This is a genomic window from Arthrobacter sp. 05T444 (genome assembly GCF_056395905.1).
Window position 1 is genome coordinate 42,613 of the sequence record NZ_JBFTKK010000026.1, and the last position, 17,197, is coordinate 59,809.

At 64.6% G+C, this 17,197-nt stretch carries 13 protein-coding genes, 2 tRNA genes and 1 pseudogene; 12 read left to right on the top strand and 4 right to left on the bottom strand.

All coding sequences use genetic code 11. The annotated features are described in order from the left end of the window. Positions 1 to 102 precede the first annotated feature (102 nt). Positions 103 to 173, bottom strand: a tRNA-Gly gene (locus AC1DD3_RS19410). Positions 174 to 306: 133 nt separating this feature from the next. On the opposite strand from AC1DD3_RS19410, the gene AC1DD3_RS19415 reads away from it, so the two are divergent. The 6 genes from AC1DD3_RS19415 (at position 307) to AC1DD3_RS19440 (ending at position 5,546) form a co-directional block, all read left to right on the top strand. Further along, positions 307 to 381, top strand: a tRNA-Pro gene (locus AC1DD3_RS19415). Positions 382 to 460: 79 nt separating this feature from the next. Beyond that, positions 461 to 1,843, top strand: coding sequence for a trigger factor (gene tig / locus AC1DD3_RS19420; RefSeq protein WP_476882312.1), 1,383 nt, complete (start codon positions 461 to 463; stop codon positions 1,841 to 1,843). Positions 1,844 to 2,097: 254 nt separating this feature from the next. Continuing rightward, a complete protein-coding gene (locus tag AC1DD3_RS19425) occupies positions 2,098 to 2,694 on the top strand; it encodes an ATP-dependent Clp protease proteolytic subunit (RefSeq protein ID WP_230119726.1) in 597 nt (198 codons plus the stop codon). Between the two features lie 38 nt (positions 2,695 to 2,732). Next, positions 2,733 to 3,392 (top strand): ATP-dependent Clp protease proteolytic subunit, encoded by a 660-nt coding sequence (locus AC1DD3_RS19430; RefSeq protein ID WP_230119727.1) that lies wholly within the window; start codon positions 2,733 to 2,735, stop codon positions 3,390 to 3,392. Between the two features lie 182 nt (positions 3,393 to 3,574). After that, positions 3,575 to 4,864, top strand: a complete 1,290-nt coding sequence (gene clpX, locus AC1DD3_RS19435; RefSeq protein ID WP_476882313.1) for an ATP-dependent Clp protease ATP-binding subunit ClpX — start codon at positions 3,575 to 3,577, stop codon at positions 4,862 to 4,864. Positions 4,865 to 4,931: 67 nt separating this feature from the next. Next, positions 4,932 to 5,546, top strand: coding sequence for a mycothiol-dependent nitroreductase Rv2466c family protein (locus tag AC1DD3_RS19440; protein WP_476882314.1), 615 nt, complete (start codon positions 4,932 to 4,934; stop codon positions 5,544 to 5,546). A 344-nt stretch (positions 5,547 to 5,890) separates the two neighbouring features. Here AC1DD3_RS19440 and valS read toward each other — a convergent pair whose 3' ends face one another. After that, on the bottom strand, positions 5,891 to 8,512 hold the full coding sequence (gene valS / locus AC1DD3_RS19445) for a valine--tRNA ligase (protein ID WP_476882315.1): 2,622 nt from the start codon (positions 8,510 to 8,512) through the stop codon (positions 5,891 to 5,893). Between the two features lie 74 nt (positions 8,513 to 8,586). On the opposite strand from valS, the gene AC1DD3_RS19450 reads away from it, so the two are divergent. Next, positions 8,587 to 8,955, top strand: a complete 369-nt coding sequence (locus AC1DD3_RS19450) for a DUF488 domain-containing protein (protein WP_230119731.1) — start codon at positions 8,587 to 8,589, stop codon at positions 8,953 to 8,955. A 31-nt stretch (positions 8,956 to 8,986) separates the two neighbouring features. Continuing rightward, on the top strand, positions 8,987 to 9,748 hold the full coding sequence (locus tag AC1DD3_RS19455; RefSeq protein WP_230119732.1) for an SDR family oxidoreductase: 762 nt from the start codon (positions 8,987 to 8,989) through the stop codon (positions 9,746 to 9,748). Positions 9,749 to 9,804: 56 nt separating this feature from the next. On the opposite strand, the gene AC1DD3_RS19460 is transcribed toward AC1DD3_RS19455, so the two are convergent. Continuing rightward, the gene (locus AC1DD3_RS19460; RefSeq protein ID WP_476882316.1) at positions 9,805 to 10,962 is read right to left on the bottom strand and encodes an endonuclease/exonuclease/phosphatase family protein; all 1,158 of its coding nucleotides are present in this window, start codon (positions 10,960 to 10,962) and stop codon (positions 9,805 to 9,807) included. Positions 10,963 to 11,369: 407 nt separating this feature from the next. Here AC1DD3_RS19460 and ileS point away from each other — a divergent pair, with 407 nt between their 5' ends. Genes ileS through ndk form a run of 4 tightly spaced genes read left to right on the top strand, consistent with a single transcriptional unit; the run spans position 11,370 to position 16,991 of the window. Beyond that, positions 11,370 to 14,696 (top strand): isoleucine--tRNA ligase, encoded by a 3,327-nt coding sequence (ileS, locus tag AC1DD3_RS19465; RefSeq protein ID WP_476882317.1) that lies wholly within the window; start codon positions 11,370 to 11,372, stop codon positions 14,694 to 14,696. A 5-nt stretch (positions 14,697 to 14,701) separates the two neighbouring features. Further along, positions 14,702 to 16,063, top strand: coding sequence for a bifunctional folylpolyglutamate synthase/dihydrofolate synthase (locus tag AC1DD3_RS19470; protein ID WP_230119735.1), 1,362 nt, complete (start codon positions 14,702 to 14,704; stop codon positions 16,061 to 16,063). Positions 16,064 to 16,066: 3 nt separating this feature from the next. After that, positions 16,067 to 16,531, top strand: coding sequence for a DUF4233 domain-containing protein (locus AC1DD3_RS19475; protein ID WP_476875622.1), 465 nt, complete (start codon positions 16,067 to 16,069; stop codon positions 16,529 to 16,531). Between the two features lie 40 nt (positions 16,532 to 16,571). Then, positions 16,572 to 16,991, top strand: a complete 420-nt coding sequence (ndk, locus tag AC1DD3_RS19480; protein ID WP_230119737.1) for a nucleoside-diphosphate kinase — start codon at positions 16,572 to 16,574, stop codon at positions 16,989 to 16,991. Positions 16,992 to 17,083: 92 nt separating this feature from the next. Here the strand turns inward: ndk and AC1DD3_RS19485 are convergent. Continuing rightward, positions 17,084 to 17,197, bottom strand: a pseudogene (locus AC1DD3_RS19485) (IS30 family transposase); the annotation flags it as partial.

Genomic DNA, 17,197 nt, shown 5'->3' on the forward strand with positions numbered 1-17,197 from the left:
GCAGACGGTCCGGCTCAACGGCCGGCCACAGCCTCCGTTGCAGCAGATCCGGGAACGAATGCAGGCACAAAAAAGGGCCCCTCACCGAGGGGCCCTTCGCCGAGGGGACGACGGGAATCGAACCCGCGTAATCAGTTTGGAAGACTGAGGCTTTACCATTAAGCTACGTCCCCGAAAGAAAGCAGTTGTCGCAACTGCGGATCTTCGGGCTGGCTGTTGAAGCCGGATATAACTAAACCTAATTCATGCCCCACGTGTCAAATGTGCAAAGCCGGCGGGTATGAACGTAGACTGTCCTGTGCATTACGGGGTGTAGCTCAGCTTGGCTAGAGCGCCTGCTTTGGGAGCAGGAAGTCGCAGGTTCAAATCCTGTCACCCCGACTCTGCGGCCCGGGCCGATGGCCTGGGCAGAGAATCGCGATTGCAGAACCCCATCCAACAAATCAGGAGTACTTAGACTGTGAAGAGCGCTGTCGAGAACCTCACCCCCACGCGGGTCAAGCTCAATGTTGAGGTCCCCTTTGAGGAATTGAAGCCCAGCATCGAAGAGGCATACAAGACTGTTGCTTCCCAGATCCAGGTCCCTGGCTTCCGTAAGGGCAAGGTTCCCTCCAAGCTGATCGACCAGCGCGTTGGCCGCGGCTACGTGCTGGAGACCGCCATCAACGAGGGCCTCAACGGCTGGTACCAGGCCGCCGTCCAGGAATCGGGCATCCGTCCGCTGAGCCGCCCCGAAGTTGAGATCACCGAGGTTCCGGACCCGTCGGCAACCGACGGTGAACTCAAGTTCCACGCCGAGGTTGACGTCCGCCCGGAGATCGAACTCCCGGAATACGCAGGCATCAAGGTTGAGGTGGCTGCAGCAGAGTCCTCCGACGCCGACGTCGACAAGGCTCTGGATGAGCTGCGCGGCCGCTTCGGCACGCTGAAGTCCGTGGACCGCCCGGCGGCCGACGGCGACTTCCTCACCATCGACATCACGGCCACCATCGACGGCGCAGAGGTGGACTCCGCTTCCGGTCTGTCCTACCAGGTTGGCGCCGGCACCATGCTCGAGGGCATGGACGAGGCAGTCACCGGCCTGAGTGCCGATGAGGACGCCATCTTCGACACCACCCTCGTAGGTGGCGACCACGCCGGCGAAGCCGCCCAGGTCAAGGTAGTGGTCAAGTCCGTCAAGGAGCGCGAGCTGCCCGAGGCAAACGACGACTTCGCCCAGCTGGCATCCGAGTTCGACACCCTTGCCGAGCTGCGTGAGGACCTTGCCAAGCAGGCTGCCGACTCCAAGGTCGTCGAGCAGGGCGTCGAAGCCCGCGACAAGGTCCTGGACAAGCTTGTTGAGCTCGTTCAGGTTCCCGTCCCGGAATCCGTTGTTGAAGAGCAGCTCGAGCAGCACTTCAACGCCGAGAACGCCCACGGTGAAGGCGAGCATGACACCGAGGAGCACCGCGCCGAGGTCAAGGCCAACACGGAGCGCGCCTTCCAGAACGAAATCATCCTCGACGCCATCGCCGAGAAAGAGGAAGTGGGCGTCAGCCAGAACGAGCTGATCGACTACATCGTCACCACTGCCAGCCAGTACGGCATGGACCCGAACCAGTTCGCCCAGATCATCGATCAGAGCGGCCAGGTCCCCATGATGGTGTCCGAGGTCCGCCGCCGCAAGGCACTGGCCGTCGTGCTCGGCCAGGCAGAGGTCACGGACTCCGAGGGCAACAAGGTTGACCTGAGCGACTTCGTCCGTCCTGCCGGCGAGGACGAGGCCACGGCCGCCGAAGAAGAAGCTGCTGACGATGCAGCCGAGGTCGTCGCCAGCGACGATCCCGCAGCTGTGAAGTTCTAGCAGCTGTCTCGCACTGACAGCTTAACGGCAGCCCCCGGATCCGCGGATCCGGGGGCTGCTGTGTTTAACCTCAATGGCCGGCGGAAGGCGCCGCCTCAGCCGCCCGCGGCAGTCGTGCGCCGTCAGCGAACAGCGCGATTCCGACGAACAAAACCGCTGCGAAAGCAGTTAGTGTCCAAGTAGTGAAGTTCAGTGATGTCACCGTCACCAGCGAGAGGTAAGTACTTATGTCACAGCAAGCAGGGGCGCCCCGCATGGCAACTGTCGATCCGGCAGCCCAGGACAACTACATCTACAACCGACTGCTGAAAGAGCGCATCATCTGGCTTGGCTCCGAGGTCCGCGATGAAAACGCGAACGCGATCTGCTCGCAGCTGCTGCTCCTGTCGGCAGAGGATCCGAACAAGGACATCTACCTTTACATCAACTCTCCCGGCGGCTCCGTCACGGCCGGTATGGCGATCTACGACACCATGCAGTTCATCCCGAACGACGTCGTCACCGTGGCCACCGGGCTTGCTGCCTCCATGGGCCAGTTCCTGCTGTCCTCCGGCACTAAGGGCAAGCGTTACGCCACCCCGAACGCCCGCATCCTGATGCACCAGCCGTCCGGCGGCATCGGCGGCACGGCCTCCGACATCAAGATCCAGGCCGAACTGATCCTGCACATGAAGAAGGTCATGGCCGAACTGACTGCGGAGCAGACGGGCCAGACGGTGGACACCATCCTCAAGGACAACGACCGCGACAAGTGGTTCACCGCAACCGAAGCACTGGAATACGGCTTCTTTGACAAGATCTCCGCCCACGCCGGCTCTGTAGCCGGTGGCGGCGGAACTGCCCAGAACTAACCGGCACGCAGAGCGAATTGAATCCAGGAGTAAAGAACATGAACTACAACTTCGGCTCGACTGCCGGCAACCTGCCGACCAGCCGCTACGTGCTGCCCCAATTCGAAGAGCGCACGCCCTACGGCTTCAAGCGCCAGGACCCCTACACAAAGCTCTTCGAGGACCGCATCATCTTCCTCGGCGTCCAGGTCGATGACGCGTCCGCCGACGACGTCATGGCTCAGTTGCTGGTGCTGGAGTCCACCGACCCGGACCGTGACATCACCCTGTACATCAACTCGCCGGGCGGCTCCTTCACTGCCATGACCGCGATTTACGACACCATGACGTACATCCGTCCGGAAATCCAGACCGTCTGCCTGGGCCAGGCGGCCAGCGCCGCAGCCGTCCTCCTCGCTGCAGGAACGCCCGGAAAGCGTCTCGCACTGCCCAACGCCCGCGTGCTGATCCACCAGCCCTCGCTGTCCGGCGGCCAGGGAGGCCAGGCCTCTGACCTGGAGATCCAGGCGGCCGAGGTCATGCGGATGCGGTCGTGGCTGGAAGACACGCTGGCCAAGCACTCCGGCCGGACGCCGGAGCAGGTCAACAACGACATCGAGCGGGACAAGATCCTGACCGCGGCCGAGGCCATGAACTATGGCCTCATTGACCAGGTGTTGGATTCCCGCAAGATCAAACCGCAGGCGATTGCAAGGTAGAAGCGGCTGTCCCCGGCGCCGGTGTGGTTCAGTTTTTTGGACCGCACCGGCGTCCGGTTTCACCCTCTTGGGCCGAATGTGACCTAGAGTGGATGTAATCACGGCCAGACCGCGACGGGTGACCGTGATTCAAGCAACCGGTGCAAGGCTGCACTCGCAGCAAGATACTAAGGGGTTCACATATGGCTCGGATTGGCGAGAGCACGGATCTGCTCAAGTGCTCTTTCTGCGGAAAGAGCCAGAAGCAGGTACGCAAGCTTATTGCCGGGCCCGGCGTGTATATCTGCGACGAGTGCATTGAACTCTGCAACGAGATCATTGAAGAGGAACTCGCCGAAGTGGCCGATCTGGGCAGTTTTGAACTGCCCAAGCCCCGGGAGATTTTCGATTTCCTCCAGGAATATGTCATCGGCCAGGAACCCGCAAAGCGGTCCCTCGCCGTCGCCGTCTACAACCACTACAAGCGGATCCAGGCCGGCCACGCTCCCAAGAGCGGCAGCCTGGCGGAGGGTGTCCACCATGACGACGTCGAGATCTCCAAATCCAACATCCTCCTGATCGGCCCCACCGGCTGCGGCAAGACCTACCTCGCGCAGACCCTCGCCCGCCGCCTCAACGTGCCCTTCGCCGTGGCCGATGCAACTGCCTTGACCGAAGCTGGGTACGTGGGCGAGGACGTCGAAAACATCCTGCTGAAGCTCATCCAGGCAGCGGACTACGACGTCAAGAAGGCTGAGCAGGGCATCATCTACATCGACGAGATCGACAAGATCTCGCGCAAGAGTGAGAACCCGTCCATTACCCGCGACGTCTCGGGTGAGGGCGTGCAGCAGGCGCTGCTCAAGATCCTCGAGGGCACAGTGGCCTCCGTTCCGCCGCAGGGCGGCCGCAAGCACCCGCACCAGGAATTCATCCAGATCGACACCACCAACGTGCTGTTCATCGTGGCTGGCGCCTTTGCCGGCCTGGAGGACATCATCGGCTCCCGGTCCGGCCGCAAGGGCATCGGTTTCGGGGCGCCGCTGAACGAGGTCAAGAACACCACTGACTCGTACGGCGAAGTGATGCCGGAGGACCTGCTCAAATTCGGCCTCATCCCGGAATTCATCGGCCGCCTCCCGGTGATCACCACAGTCTCGAATCTGGACCGTCCCGCGCTGATCCAGATCCTCTCCACTCCCAAGAATGCCCTGGTGAAGCAGTACCAGAAGATGTTCCAGCTGGACGGTGTTGAACTCGTGTTCGACGACGCCGCCCTGGACGTGATTGCAGACCAGGCGCTCGAGCGCGGGACCGGTGCACGCGGACTACGCGCCATCATGGAGGAAGTCCTCCTGCCGGTGATGTTCGATCTGCCCAGCCGCGACGATATCGCCAGCGTTGTGATCACGGCGGACGTTGTAGCCAAGAAGGCGCAGCCCACCATGATTGCGCACGACGTCGTCGCGAAACGCCGGAATAAATCCGCCTAGATTCTCGCTGTCGCCTAGGCGTGCCCTGGGTACGCAACACCCTGATGACTTTTCGAGGAGATTCGCTGTGTCTGAAACCGCTGCCAACAAAGCTGATTTTTGGTTCGACCCCCTGTGCCCCTTCGCCTGGATCACCTCGCGCTGGATCGGTGAGGTGGAAGATGTTCGCGACATCACCACGGAATGGCACGTCATGAGCCTCTCCGTGCTGAACGAGGGCCGGGACCTGGACCCCAAGTACCGGGAAGCCATGGACAAGGCGTGGGGACCCGTGCGCGTGATCATCGCCGCGCAGGAACAGCACGGCGGCCGAGTGGTCAAGGACCTCTACGACGCCATGGGCACGCAGATCCACGACGGCGGCCAGAAGGATTTTTCGATTGTCATCGGCAAGGCCCTCGCCGACTGCGGTTTGCCGGCGGATCTGGCCCACGCTGCGGAGTCCGACGCGTATGACCCCCAGCTGCGGGCGAGCCACGAACAGGGCATTTCCCTGGTGGGCCAGGACGTCGGGACACCCGTGGTGGCGTTCAACGGCACGGCGTTTTTCGGCCCCGTCCTGACCCGCATTCCGCGCGGCGAAGAGGCCGGCCGGCTGTGGGACGCCGCGGTCACACTGGCCTCGTTCCCGCACTTCTTCGAGATCAAGCGCAGCCGCACCGAAAGCCCCGCCTTCGACTAGCCGGGTGCCCTGTTCGAAGGGACCAAGAGCCCCGGGAGAACTACATGCGAGTAGTTCTCCCGGGGCTCTTGCGCATCCAAATGAGGGGGACAACAATGGTTCTTACCCAATTCGAAAGAAAAGGGACGCAGGAACCAAAGATTCAGTGACACTCATCCGACGCAGCCTTCGGCAAAGTCAGATGATGGCTACCAGTGACAAGGTAGGAAGACCTGAAACTTCTGAGGATCTTGCCAGACCGTCATAGATGTCACCAGATGGCCGAAAGTCGAAGCCCCACCAACGGCAAAACGCTGATGGGGCTTCCCCTTTGCCCGGAAACTTTTAGCGGGCGTGCAATCCGGTCAGGCCGGCCCGGTCTCCTCGGCTGGAACCAGCACCACGTCGCTGACACTCAGTTCGCCGTCACCCGCTATCAGCGTGATTTCGCGGGCGTTGGAGGCCGCCTTCAGATCAGCCAGACCTGCCTTGAGCTGCGTGGTGAGGGATTCGGTGGCCGTGATGGTGGCAGACAGAACCTCGGTGCGCTGCTTGACCTTGGCCTCCGACTTCGCCTTCCGGATGCCGCTCAGGGCCAGGCCCACCGTCGCGAGCAGCGTGGTGTCTCCGTCCGCGACCTCAAGCGCCGCAGGCCATTCAGCGCGGTGTACTGAGGCGTTTCGCCACCAGCTCCAGACTTCCTCGGTGGCGAACGGCAGGAATGGCGCGAAGAGCCTGAGCAGGGTGTCCAGGCTGGTGGCCAGCGCGGCGAGCACTGAGGCCTGCTCTGTTTCACCCGCGGCCCCGTAGGCGCGGTCCTTGATGAGCTCCACGTAATCATCGGTGAACTGCCAGAAGAAGCTCTCGGTGATCTGCAGTGCCCGGGCGTAGTCGTAGTTCTCAAATGCCTTGGTGGACTGCGTCACGACGTCGGAGAGCTGCGCCAGGACGGCGCGGTCAAGCGGGTTGGTGAGAACCGCGTGGTCGTCCGTTACCACCGAGTTTTCCGTCGCACCCAGGTTCAGGACGAACTTGGAGGCGTTGAGCAGCTTGATGGCCAGGCGGCGGCCGATCTTCATCTGCGCAATTTCATACGCCGTGTCCGCGCCGAGCTTGGCCGAGCTGGCCCAGTAGCGGACAGCGTCGGAGCCGAACTCGTTGAGCACGTCCGTGGGCACCACCACGTTGCCCTTGGACTTGGACATCTTCTTGCGGTCCGGGTCCAGGATCCAGCCGGAGATGGCCGCATGCTTCCAGGGGGCCGTGTTCTGCAGGGCGTCTGCGCGCACCGCGGACGAGAACAGCCAGGTGCGGATGATGTCGTGGCCCTGCGGGCGGAGGTCGAAGGGGAAGACGTTGGCGAAGAGCTCCTCGTCCCTGCTCCAGCCGCCAACAATATGCGGCGTCAGGGAAGACGTGGCCCAGGTGTCCAGGACGTCGGCGTCACCGGTGAAACCGCCCGGAACGTCGCGCTGCGCTTCGTCGTAGCCGGGGGCCGCGTCCGCGGCGGGGTCCACGGGAAGCTGCTCGTCGGCGGGCACGACGGGGGCGTCGTAGTCCGGGTTCCCGTCCGCGTCCAGGGGGTACCAGACAGGCACGGGCACGCCGAAGAAGCGCTGCCGGGACACCAGCCAGTCGCCGTTGAGGCCGGAAATCCAGTTCTCGTAGCGTGAGCGCATGAAGGCCGGATGGAACTCGATCTCGTGACCTCGCCGGATCAGGCGTTCGCGGCGGTCCTCGTCGCGGCCGCCGTTGCGGATGTACCACTGGCGGGAGGTTACTACCTCGAGGGGCTTGTCGCCCTTTTCGAAGAAGTTGACCGGGTGCATGATCTTCTTCGGCTCGCCGTCGAGCAGTTCGGCCGCAGCGAGGAGCTCCACCACGGCTTCCTTGGCACTGAAGACGGTCTTGCCGGCGATGGCGGCGAAAGCTTGCCGGCCCTCTTCCGTGGTGATCCACTCGGGCGTTTCGCCGATGATGCGTCCGTCGCGGCCAACAATGGCGCGGGTGGGCAGCTGGAGTTCCCGCCACCAGGTGACGTCGGTGAGGTCACCGAACGTGCACACCATGGCGATGCCGGAGCCCTTGTCGGCCTTGGCCAGCGGGTGGGCCTTGACCTCAAGCTCGACGCCGAAAAGGGGAGACGTGACCTTCTTGCCGAACAGCGGCTGGTACCGTTCGTCGTCAGGGTTTGCCACGAGCGCCGCGCAGGCGGCGAGCAGCTCGGGGCGGGTGGTCTCGATGTAGATCTTTTCGCCGTTTTCAGTAAAGAACGGGTAGCGGTAGTAGGCGCCGGCAACTTCGCGGTCCTCAAGCTCCGCCTGGGCGACGGCGGTGCGGAACGTGACGTCCCACAGGGTGGGTGCCTCGGCCATGTAGGCATCGCCGGCAGCCAGGTTCTTGAGGAAGGCACGCTGGGACACGGCACGGGAGGTGTCGTCGATGGTGCGGTACGTGAGGTCCCAATCGACGGACAGGCCGAGGGTCTGGAACAGGTTCTCGAAAACCTTCTCGTCCTCAACGGCGAGTTCCTCACAGAGCTCGATGAAGTTCTGCCGGGACACGACGTCGAAGTCGCGCTGGTTCTTGGCAGCCTGTGCCGGCGGCCGGTAGTCGGCGTTGTAGGGGATGGCTGGATCGCAGCGGACGCCGTAGTAGTTCTGCACGCGGCGCTCGGTGGGCAGGCCGTTGTCGTCCCAGCCCATCGGGTAGAAGACGTTCTTGCCGGTCATGCGCATGTAGCGGGCCTGGACGTCGGTCTGCGTAAAGGAGAACATGTGGCCCACGTGGAGGGACCCCGATGCCGTGGGCGGGGGAGTGTCGATCGAGTAGACCTGCTCCCGGGTGGTGTCCGGGTTGAACTTGTAGGTTCCTTCGTCCAGCCAGCGCTGCGTCAGGGCAGCCTCAAGGCCTTCAAGGGCCGGCTTGTCGGGAACGTTGATGGGGGCGGTGGCGGGCGTGTCTGTACCCTGCGTTGATTCAGCCATGGGCCAATTGTTTCATGACCTTAGCCGGGAGCCTGCAGCAGACCGCCCGGTGAACCTGCAGTAGCATGCCGCCTATGGAGAATGCAGACGGTCCCTTTGTGATCAAGCGCATTTACGAGGACCCCGCGGACGACGACGGCTGCCGGGTTTTGGTGGACAGGCTCTGGCCGCGCGGGGTCAGTAAGGAACGCGCCCGTCTTGAGCTGTGGCTGAAGGAAATTGCGCCCTCCCCGCCCCTCCGGCAGGAATTCGCCCACATGCAGGAGCGTTTCGCCGACTTCCGGGCGCAGTATGAAGCGGAACTCGAACAGAACCCCGCAGTGGGGCAGCTGCTGGACCTGGCCCGCGGCCACACGAGGGTGACGCTGCTCTACGGTGCGCGGGATCCGGAAGTGAACCACGCCCGGGTGCTGCTGGAGTTCCTACAGGCGAGACGCGGCTGAGGCATGCTCCGAATGCCGTTAGGGTGGTGCCATGACTGAGGTATCGAAGAACAAAGCAGCTGTCGTCACAGGTGCAAGCACCGGCATCGGCGAGGCGACCGTCCGGGCGCTGAGGGCCGAGGGGTGGACGGTTTATGCCGTTGCCCGGCGCCAGGAGCGGCTGGCCGCGCTGGAAGCTGAGACGGGTGCCGTCGGAATTCCGGCTGACATCGCCGAAGACGGTGACGTTGCCAGGCTCCTGGCCGAGGTGACCGCCGCAGGCGGCATCGACACCCTGGTCAATATCGCCGGCGGAGCCCGCGGCGCGGATCCGGTGGGGCAGGCCCAGACCGATGACTGGGAGTGGATGTACCGGGTGAACGTCCTGGGGACCATGAAACTTACTCGCGCCTTCCTCCCGATGCTGCGCGAAAACGGTGAGGGCACTGTCCTGAACCTGACGTCCACAGCGGGGCTCGTGGCCTACGAGGGCGGCGCCGGATACAACGCCGCCAAGTTCGCCCAGCACGCCGTGACCGGAGCGCTTCGCCTTGAGGAAGCCGAAAACAATGTCCGCGTGATCGAGGTTGCCCCGGGGCTCGTCCAGACCGAGGAGTTCGCCCTCAACAGGCTGGGCGACGCGCAAGCCGCCCAAAAGGTCTATCAGGGCGTGGAAAACCCACTGACGGCCGCCGATGTGGCGGACGTGGTGCGCTACGCCGTCTGCGCACCGCACCACGTGAACCTGGACCAGATCGTGATCCGTCCGGTCGCGCAGGCGGCCAACCACAAGCTGATCCGCAAGCAGGCCTGAACACCTGAGGTTCACTCGGGGTTGATGGGCGAATACGGCATGAAGCTGCCCCGGGCCTAGCCCGCTGCCGGGATCCTGAGCGTGGCCAAAACCGCGGCGTGATCCGTTCCCGGGATCCGATGCACGGCATAGCCGGAACTGGCGATCTGCGGGCTCGTGACGAGGTGGTCGATGGTGATCCCGGGCAGGGGCATGCCTTCCATCGGCCACGAGGGGACCAGCCGCAGGCCCGCGGCGGTTCCCACGTCAACCAACTTCAATCCTGAACCGTTGGCGCCGCCGTCGAGCACTGCCCGGAACTCGGAGTGGTCGTAGGTGGCGTTGAAGTCTCCGATCAGCAGGCGGTTGGCCGGCAGTCCGGGAGGACTCCCGTGCGCTGCCGTCCCCGCGGCCGTCCCCGCAGCCGGACTCGCTGCCGTCCCCGCAGCCGGACGATCCTGCGCAGCGAGCCGCCCGAGTGCCGCCAGGTCGCTGCGCCATTGGGCGACGCGGACGTCCACCGGCGGCAGCGCGTGGACGTTCGTGACGTCGAGCGTGCTTGTGCGGCCGGTGTCCTCGATCGCCAGCCGGACCGTAGGCATTTGGAACGGCGTGTCAGGCAACACCCCCAGGGCCTGCATTGGATGGGCAGAATAGATCGCGCTCCCGGCGCCGTCGTCCGTTGGACTGCTGATCCTGTGGGGCAACAGGCTTCCCAGCCCCTCGGATGCCAGGCTGTCCTCAAGGTCCTGGGTGTGTTCCTGAACCGTGAGCAGATCGACGCCGTTCTCCCGGACCAGGCGGACGATCTCCGCCGCATCGGCCTGGCCGAATTCGGAGTTGATGTTCATGGCCGTCAATGACGTGGCGGCGGCGGACTGGCCCGGCAGGGAGCGCCCGGCGTCCAGGGGAAAGAGCCAGAACAGCTGGGCGGCCAGCAGCACCGCGGCCGCGGCGTTGACCCACACCCGGCGGCCGGCCAGCGCCAGCCCCAGAGCCAGGACGGCGGGAACCACCATCCAGGGCGTGAAAGACAGCAACTGGACCACGGGCGTCGGCCATTGCGCGGGGATGGCCCGGAAGATCGACAAGGACGCCACAGGCACAAGGACGGCGAGCGCCAGCAGCCGCCACGCGAAACCCCTGCCGCGGCTCGAAGCGGGGGATTGCGGGGATCCGGGGGGATTCGCGGAAGCAAGGCCTCGTTCCGAGGAGTCCGGGGCGGGGACTGTCATGGCATTGAGTCTAGGCAGGAAACAGCGCTTGACGCCCGTTCTGGAGGGTCCCCTCGGTTATGGCGTCCGGGAGCACAGCCGTTAGACTGGTGCCAACAGCTTTGACCCGGCCATCACCGGTGAGCTTCCGGAAGAACCCCGGCCCGGTACTCATGAATTGACCGAACTCATGAACCAACCGTGCAGGCCAGTAGAACCGGACGGGTAAGCCCGTCACAGCAGTAATGAGCGGCCGGCGCCGGAACACCTCCTTTGGGGGCCAGTCCCTGTGCCGGTAAGTGAGGTGGTACCGCGGTGCCGGCATCGTTGGGCAGTGACACTGGACAGTGACACGGGACAACGGCGTACGGGCCGTCCTCGCATCCTGAATGATCCACTTGTTCACCAGCTCAACCCAGGATGTCGAGATGACCTATTACCCCAAGGCTTCTGCCGCACCGTCAGGCGCCAACACCTCCGGCGTGTCTGCCTCCGTGAAGTTTCCGGAGATCGAGGAGCGCATCCTCAAGTACTGGGATGAGGACGGCACCTTCCAGGCAAGCATCGACCAGCGCCATCCGGACCTTCCCGGCGGAACGTCCGGCAGCAACGAATTCGTCTTCTACGACGGCCCTCCCTTCGCCAACGGCCTGCCGCACTACGGCCATTTGCTGACCGGCTACGCCAAAGACCTCGTGGGCCGGTACCAGACCCAGCGCGGCAAGCGGGTCGAGCGACGCTTCGGCTGGGACACCCATGGGCTGCCCGCCGAGCTGGAAGCCATGAAGCAGCTCGGCATGACGGACAAGACCCAGATCGAAGCCATGGGCATCGACAAGTTCAATGACGCCTGCCGCGCGTCGGTGATGAAGTACGCCAACGAGTGGAAGGCGTATGTCACCCGGCAGGCGCGCTGGGTCGACTTCGACAACGACTACAAGACGCTCAACGTCGAGTACATGGAGTCGGTGCTGTGGGCCTTCAAGCAGCTGCACGAGAAGGGCCTGACCTACAACGGCTACCGTGTGCTGCCGTACTGCTGGAAGGACGAGACGCCGCTGTCCAACCATGAGCTGCGCATGGACGACGACGTCTACAAGAACCGCCAGGACCAGACCGTCACGGTGACCTTCCCCATCACGGCGGGGGACTCCGGGCTCTCCCGGCAGCTTGCCGGAGTCCAGGCGCTCGCCTGGACCACCACCCCCTGGACGCTGCCCACCAACCTGGCGCTCGCCGTCGGGCCTGCCATCACGTACGCCGTGCTGCCCGCCGGCCCCGGCGGCGTCAAGGCTGCCTCCCCGGAGGCGCCGGTCACCGGCAGGTTCCTGCTCGCCGAAGACTTGCTCGGCACCTACGCTAAGGATCTGGGGTACGACGACGGTGCTGCCGCGGCAGCCGCCGTCACATCAACCCACACGGGCGCGGAGCTGGAGGGCCTCGAGTACGAGCCGTTGTGGCACGACTTCAGCGACACCGAAAAGTTCGGCACCGAGAACGCCTGGCGGATCCTTGTGGCCGACTACGTCACCACCACGGACGGCACGGGCATCGTCCACCAGGCACCCGCCTACGGTGAGGACGACCAGAAGGTCTGCGAGGAAGCGGGCATCCCCGTGGTCCTGTCCGTGGACGAAGGCGCCAAGTTCCTGCCGCTGTTCAAGCATGGCGACCTGCACGACATCGCGGGGCTGCAGGTCTTCGAGGCCAACAAGCCCATCACCCAGGTGCTGCGCGCCCAGGGACGGCTGGTCCGGCAGGCCAGCTACGAGCACAGCTACCCGCACTGCTGGCGCTGCCGCAACCCGCTGATCTACCGGGCCGTGTCCTCCTGGTACGTGGAGGTCACCAAGTTCCGCGACCGCATGTCCGAGCTGAACCAGGAGATCAACTGGATCCCGGGCAACGTCAAGGACGGCCAGTTCGGCAAGTGGTTGGCCAACGCCCGCGACTGGTCCATCAGCCGCAACCGCTACTGGGGCAGCCCGATCCCGGTGTGGCAGTCCACCGACCCGGAGTACCCGCGCACCGACGTCTACGGTTCGCTCGCCGAAATCGAGGCCGACTTCGGCCGGCTCCCGCTGAACAAGGACGGCCAGGTCGACCTGCACCGGCCGTTCATCGACGAACTGACCCGCCCTAACCCGGACGATCCCCGTACCCCCGACGAGGGCCAGTCCGTGATGCGCCGCGTCGAGGACGTGCTGGACGTCTGGTTCGACTCCGGCTCCATGCCGTACGGCCAGGTCCACTACCCGTTCCAGAACGAGGCGTGGTTCGACACCCACAACCCCGCGGACTTCATCGTGGAGTACATCGGGCAGACGCGCGGCTGGTTCTACATGCTGCACATCCTGTCCACAGCGCTGTTTGACCGTCCTGCCTTCCGGAACGTGATCAGCCACGGCATCGTGCTGGGCTCCGACGGTCAGAAGATGTCCAAGAGCCTGCGCAATTACCCGGACGTGTCTGAGGTCCTGGACCGCGACGGCTCCGACGCCATGCGCTGGTTCCTCATGTCCAGCCCCATCCTGCGCGGCGGCAACCTCGTGGTCACCGAACAGGGAATCCGCGACGGCGTCCGGCAGGTCATCCTGCCGCTGTGGAACGTGTACAGCTTCTTCACCCTGTACACCAACGCGGCCAAGGGCGGGGACGGCTACGACGCCCAGCTCCGCTACGACGGCTACTCCGACACCCTGGACCAGTACCTGCTGGCCAACACCGGCGACCTGGTCCGCAACATGACCGTCCAGCTGGACAGTTATGACATCTCCGGCGCCTGCGACGAGCTGCGCAGCTACCTGGACATGCTCACCAACTGGTACGTACGCCGCAGCCGCCAGCGCTTCTTCGACGAGAACGCCGACGCCTTCGATGCGCTGTACACGGCGCTGGAGGCGGTCTGCCGAGTCTCAGCTTCGCTGTTGCCGCTGGTCTCGGAGGAAATCTGGCGCGGACTCACCGGCGGCCGCTCCGTGCACCTGGCCGACTGGCCGGACGCCGATCTGTTCCCGGCCAATGCCGGTCTGGTCGAGGCGATGAACCGCGTCCAGCAGATCTGCTCCACCGGTTCCTCCCTGCGCAAGGCCGCGAACCTCCGCGTCCGCCTGCCGCTGCAGGAACTCACGGTGGTGGCACCGGGGGCGGATGCGCTGGGCGGGTTCGCTGCCGTCGTCGCCGATGAACTGAACCTGCGCTCGGTGCGCCTGCTGGATGCCGCCAGCGCCTCTCCGGAGGAGTTCGGCATCGAGCAGAAGCTCGTGGTCAACGCCCGGGCGGCGGGCCCACGCCTCGGCAAGAACGTCCAGCAGGCCATCAAGGGGTCCAAATCCGGGGACTGGTCGGTTTCGGACTCCGGCGTGGTGACCGCAGGCGGACTCGAGCTGGAGCCGCAGGAATACTCGCTGGAGACGGTGGTTGCCGAGTCCGCCGGCGGTTCCGGCTCCGCATCTTCTGCCGTCGCAGTATTGCCCACCGGAGGCTTCGTGGTGCTCAACACCGAGGTCACCCCCGAGCTTGAGGCCGAAGGGCTGGCGCGGGACATGGTGCGCGCCATCCAGCAGGCACGCAAGGACGCCGGACTCAACGTGAGCGACCGGATCCGGACCACGGTCACCGCGGCACAGAACGTGGTGGACGCCCTGCTGGCCAACGCCGAACTCGTCAAGACCGAAACCCTGACCCTGGAGCTGGACACCGTTCCGGCCGGGTCAGGGGAACCCCTCATCACCGTCGAAAAAGCAGAGGCCTGAATCTTATGACCGACGAATTCTCCGTGGAGAGCGTCTACGCCGAGCTGCTGGGCCGGGCGCCGGAAAACAAGATGGAACCCCGGCTCGCGCCCCTCTTCCGGGCCATGGATGTGCTGGGGGAGCCGAACAAGGCGTTCCCGATCATCCACGTCACAGGCACCAACGGCAAGACCTCCACGGCACGGATGATCGAGGCCGGCCTCCGCGCGCACGGCCTCAGCACCGGCCGCTACACCAGTCCGCACCTGTCCAAGGTCACGGAGCGGATCAGCGTGGACGGCGCGCCGGTGTCCGACGAGACGTTCGTCCGGATCTGGGACGAAATCAGGCCCTACCTGGAAATCGTGGACAACGAACTCCTGGCCGAGGACCAGCCCAGACTGACCTACTTTGAGTGCCTGACCATTCTCGCCTTCGCCGTCTTCGCGGACCAGCCCGTCAATGTGGCGGTCATGGAGGTGGGCCTGGGTGGCATCACCGACGCCACGAACGTGGGCGACGGCCAGGTAGCCGTGATCACGCCGATCTCCCTGGACCACACGGACCTCCTGGGTGACACCACAGAGGACATCGCCTACGAGAAGGCCGGCATCATCAAGCCGGGCGGCTTCCTCATCAGCGCGGCCCAGCCCACGGATGCTGCCCAGGTCCTGCTGGAGAAGGCCAAGGAAGTACAGGTGCCGTTCCGCTTCGAGGGCGTGGAGTTCGGCGTCGAATCGCGGCAGGTCGCCGTCGGCGGGCAGGTTGTGACCATCCAGGGACTTGCGGGTCGCTACCCGGAGCTGATGGTGCCGCTCCACGGCGCGCACCAGGCCGAGAATGCGGCGGTCGCCGTCGCGGCGCTCGAGGCGTTCCTGGGCGGTGGCGAGAAAGAGCTGGACGCCGAAGTGCTGCAGGAAGCGTTCGCCACGGTCACGTCCCCGGGCCGCCTTGAGGTGCTCCGCACCGCGCCCACCATCATCGTGGACGCAGCGCACAACCCGGAGGGCATCCGCGTTTCGGCCGAGGCCATTGAGGAAGCCTTCAGCTTCAGCAAGATCGTTGCAGTGGTCGGTGTCCTCAAGGAAAAGGACGCCGAGGAGATCCTCCGCCAGCTCAAGGCGTCCCTGGGCGGTCTCGCCGAGGAGTTCTGCTTCACGCAGTCGAACTCGCCGCGGGCGGTTCCGGCCGCGGAACTGGCGGAGCTCGCCGTCGACCTCGGCTTTGGTGAGGAGAACATTCACATCGCCGAGAAGCTGGATGATGCCCTCGAATGGGCTGTGGAGCGCGCTGAGGCCAACGAAGATCTTGCCGGCGGCGTGCTGGTGACGGGCTCCATCACCTTGGTGGCGGAAGCCCGCATCCTGCTCGGAAAAACGGAGGCCTGACCCATGGCCAAGCTGACCAAAGCCCAGCGCGAATGGCGGCCGGGCATGCCCAAAAAACGCAGGTCCACCAAGGTCATGTTCGCGTCCACGGTGCTGCTGCTGGAGGCTTTCGTGGCGTTCTTCGCTACGCTGGCCGTCTTCGGACTGCGGCGCAGCGAGATGTCCCCGGTGCTAATCCTCGCCGTGGGCATCGGGCTGAGCGTGGTCCTGGTTCTGGCCTGCGCCGTCCTGTCGAAACCGTGGGGCGTGGCGCTCGGCTGGGTCCTGCAGCTGGTGCTCATCTTCGCCGGGTTCGTGGAGCCCCTGATGTTCCTCGTGGGCGTTCTGTTCGCCCTCGCCTGGTGGTACGGCATCAGGACAGGCATCCGGATCGACGCCGAAGCCGCCCAGCGGGCCCGGGAGCAGGCCGAATGGGATGCCGCGCATCCCGACGGCCCGCGCAGTGAAGGCGCCGGCCAGAACCCGTAGACTTAGCCGGAAACCCACAACCAACCACATTGGAGCAGCTGTGAGCATTGAGCGCACCCTCGTCCTGATCAAGCCCGACGGCGTCACCCGTAACCTGACCGGCGAAATCCTTGGCCGCATCGAAGCTAAGGGCTACACCCTGGCTGAGCTCAAGAAGGTAAATGCCACCCGGGACCTGCTGGAGCAGCACTACGAAGAGCACGTGGGCAAGCCGTTCTACGAGCCGCTGGTTGAGTTCATGCTCAGCGGCCCCGTGGTTGCCGCGATCTTCGAGGGCCACCGCGTGATCGAAGGCTTCCGCTCGCTGGCCGGCACTACCGACCCGACGACGGCGGCCCCGGGCACCATCCGCGGCGACTTCGGCCGCGACTGGGGCCTGAAGGTCCAGCAGAACCTCGTTCACGGCTCCGACTCAGTGGACTCGGCCGAGCGCGAAATCAAGATCTGGTTCGAGTTCTAAGCGTTTCCGCGCCCTCGCTAAAAACCGCGAACAAACACTTGAGGCCCCTGTTTCTTTGGGCGGTTTCTAGGGGTCGTTGCAACACCTGTTGGTTAGGTGGTTAGTAGTAAAGCACGTAAACGCTCGGCTGGGGTTTCCCAGCCGAGCGTTTTACGTGGCCGGCCGTTGAGTTTCTGAGCGACGAGTTCGAGGTCTTCGGGACCGTA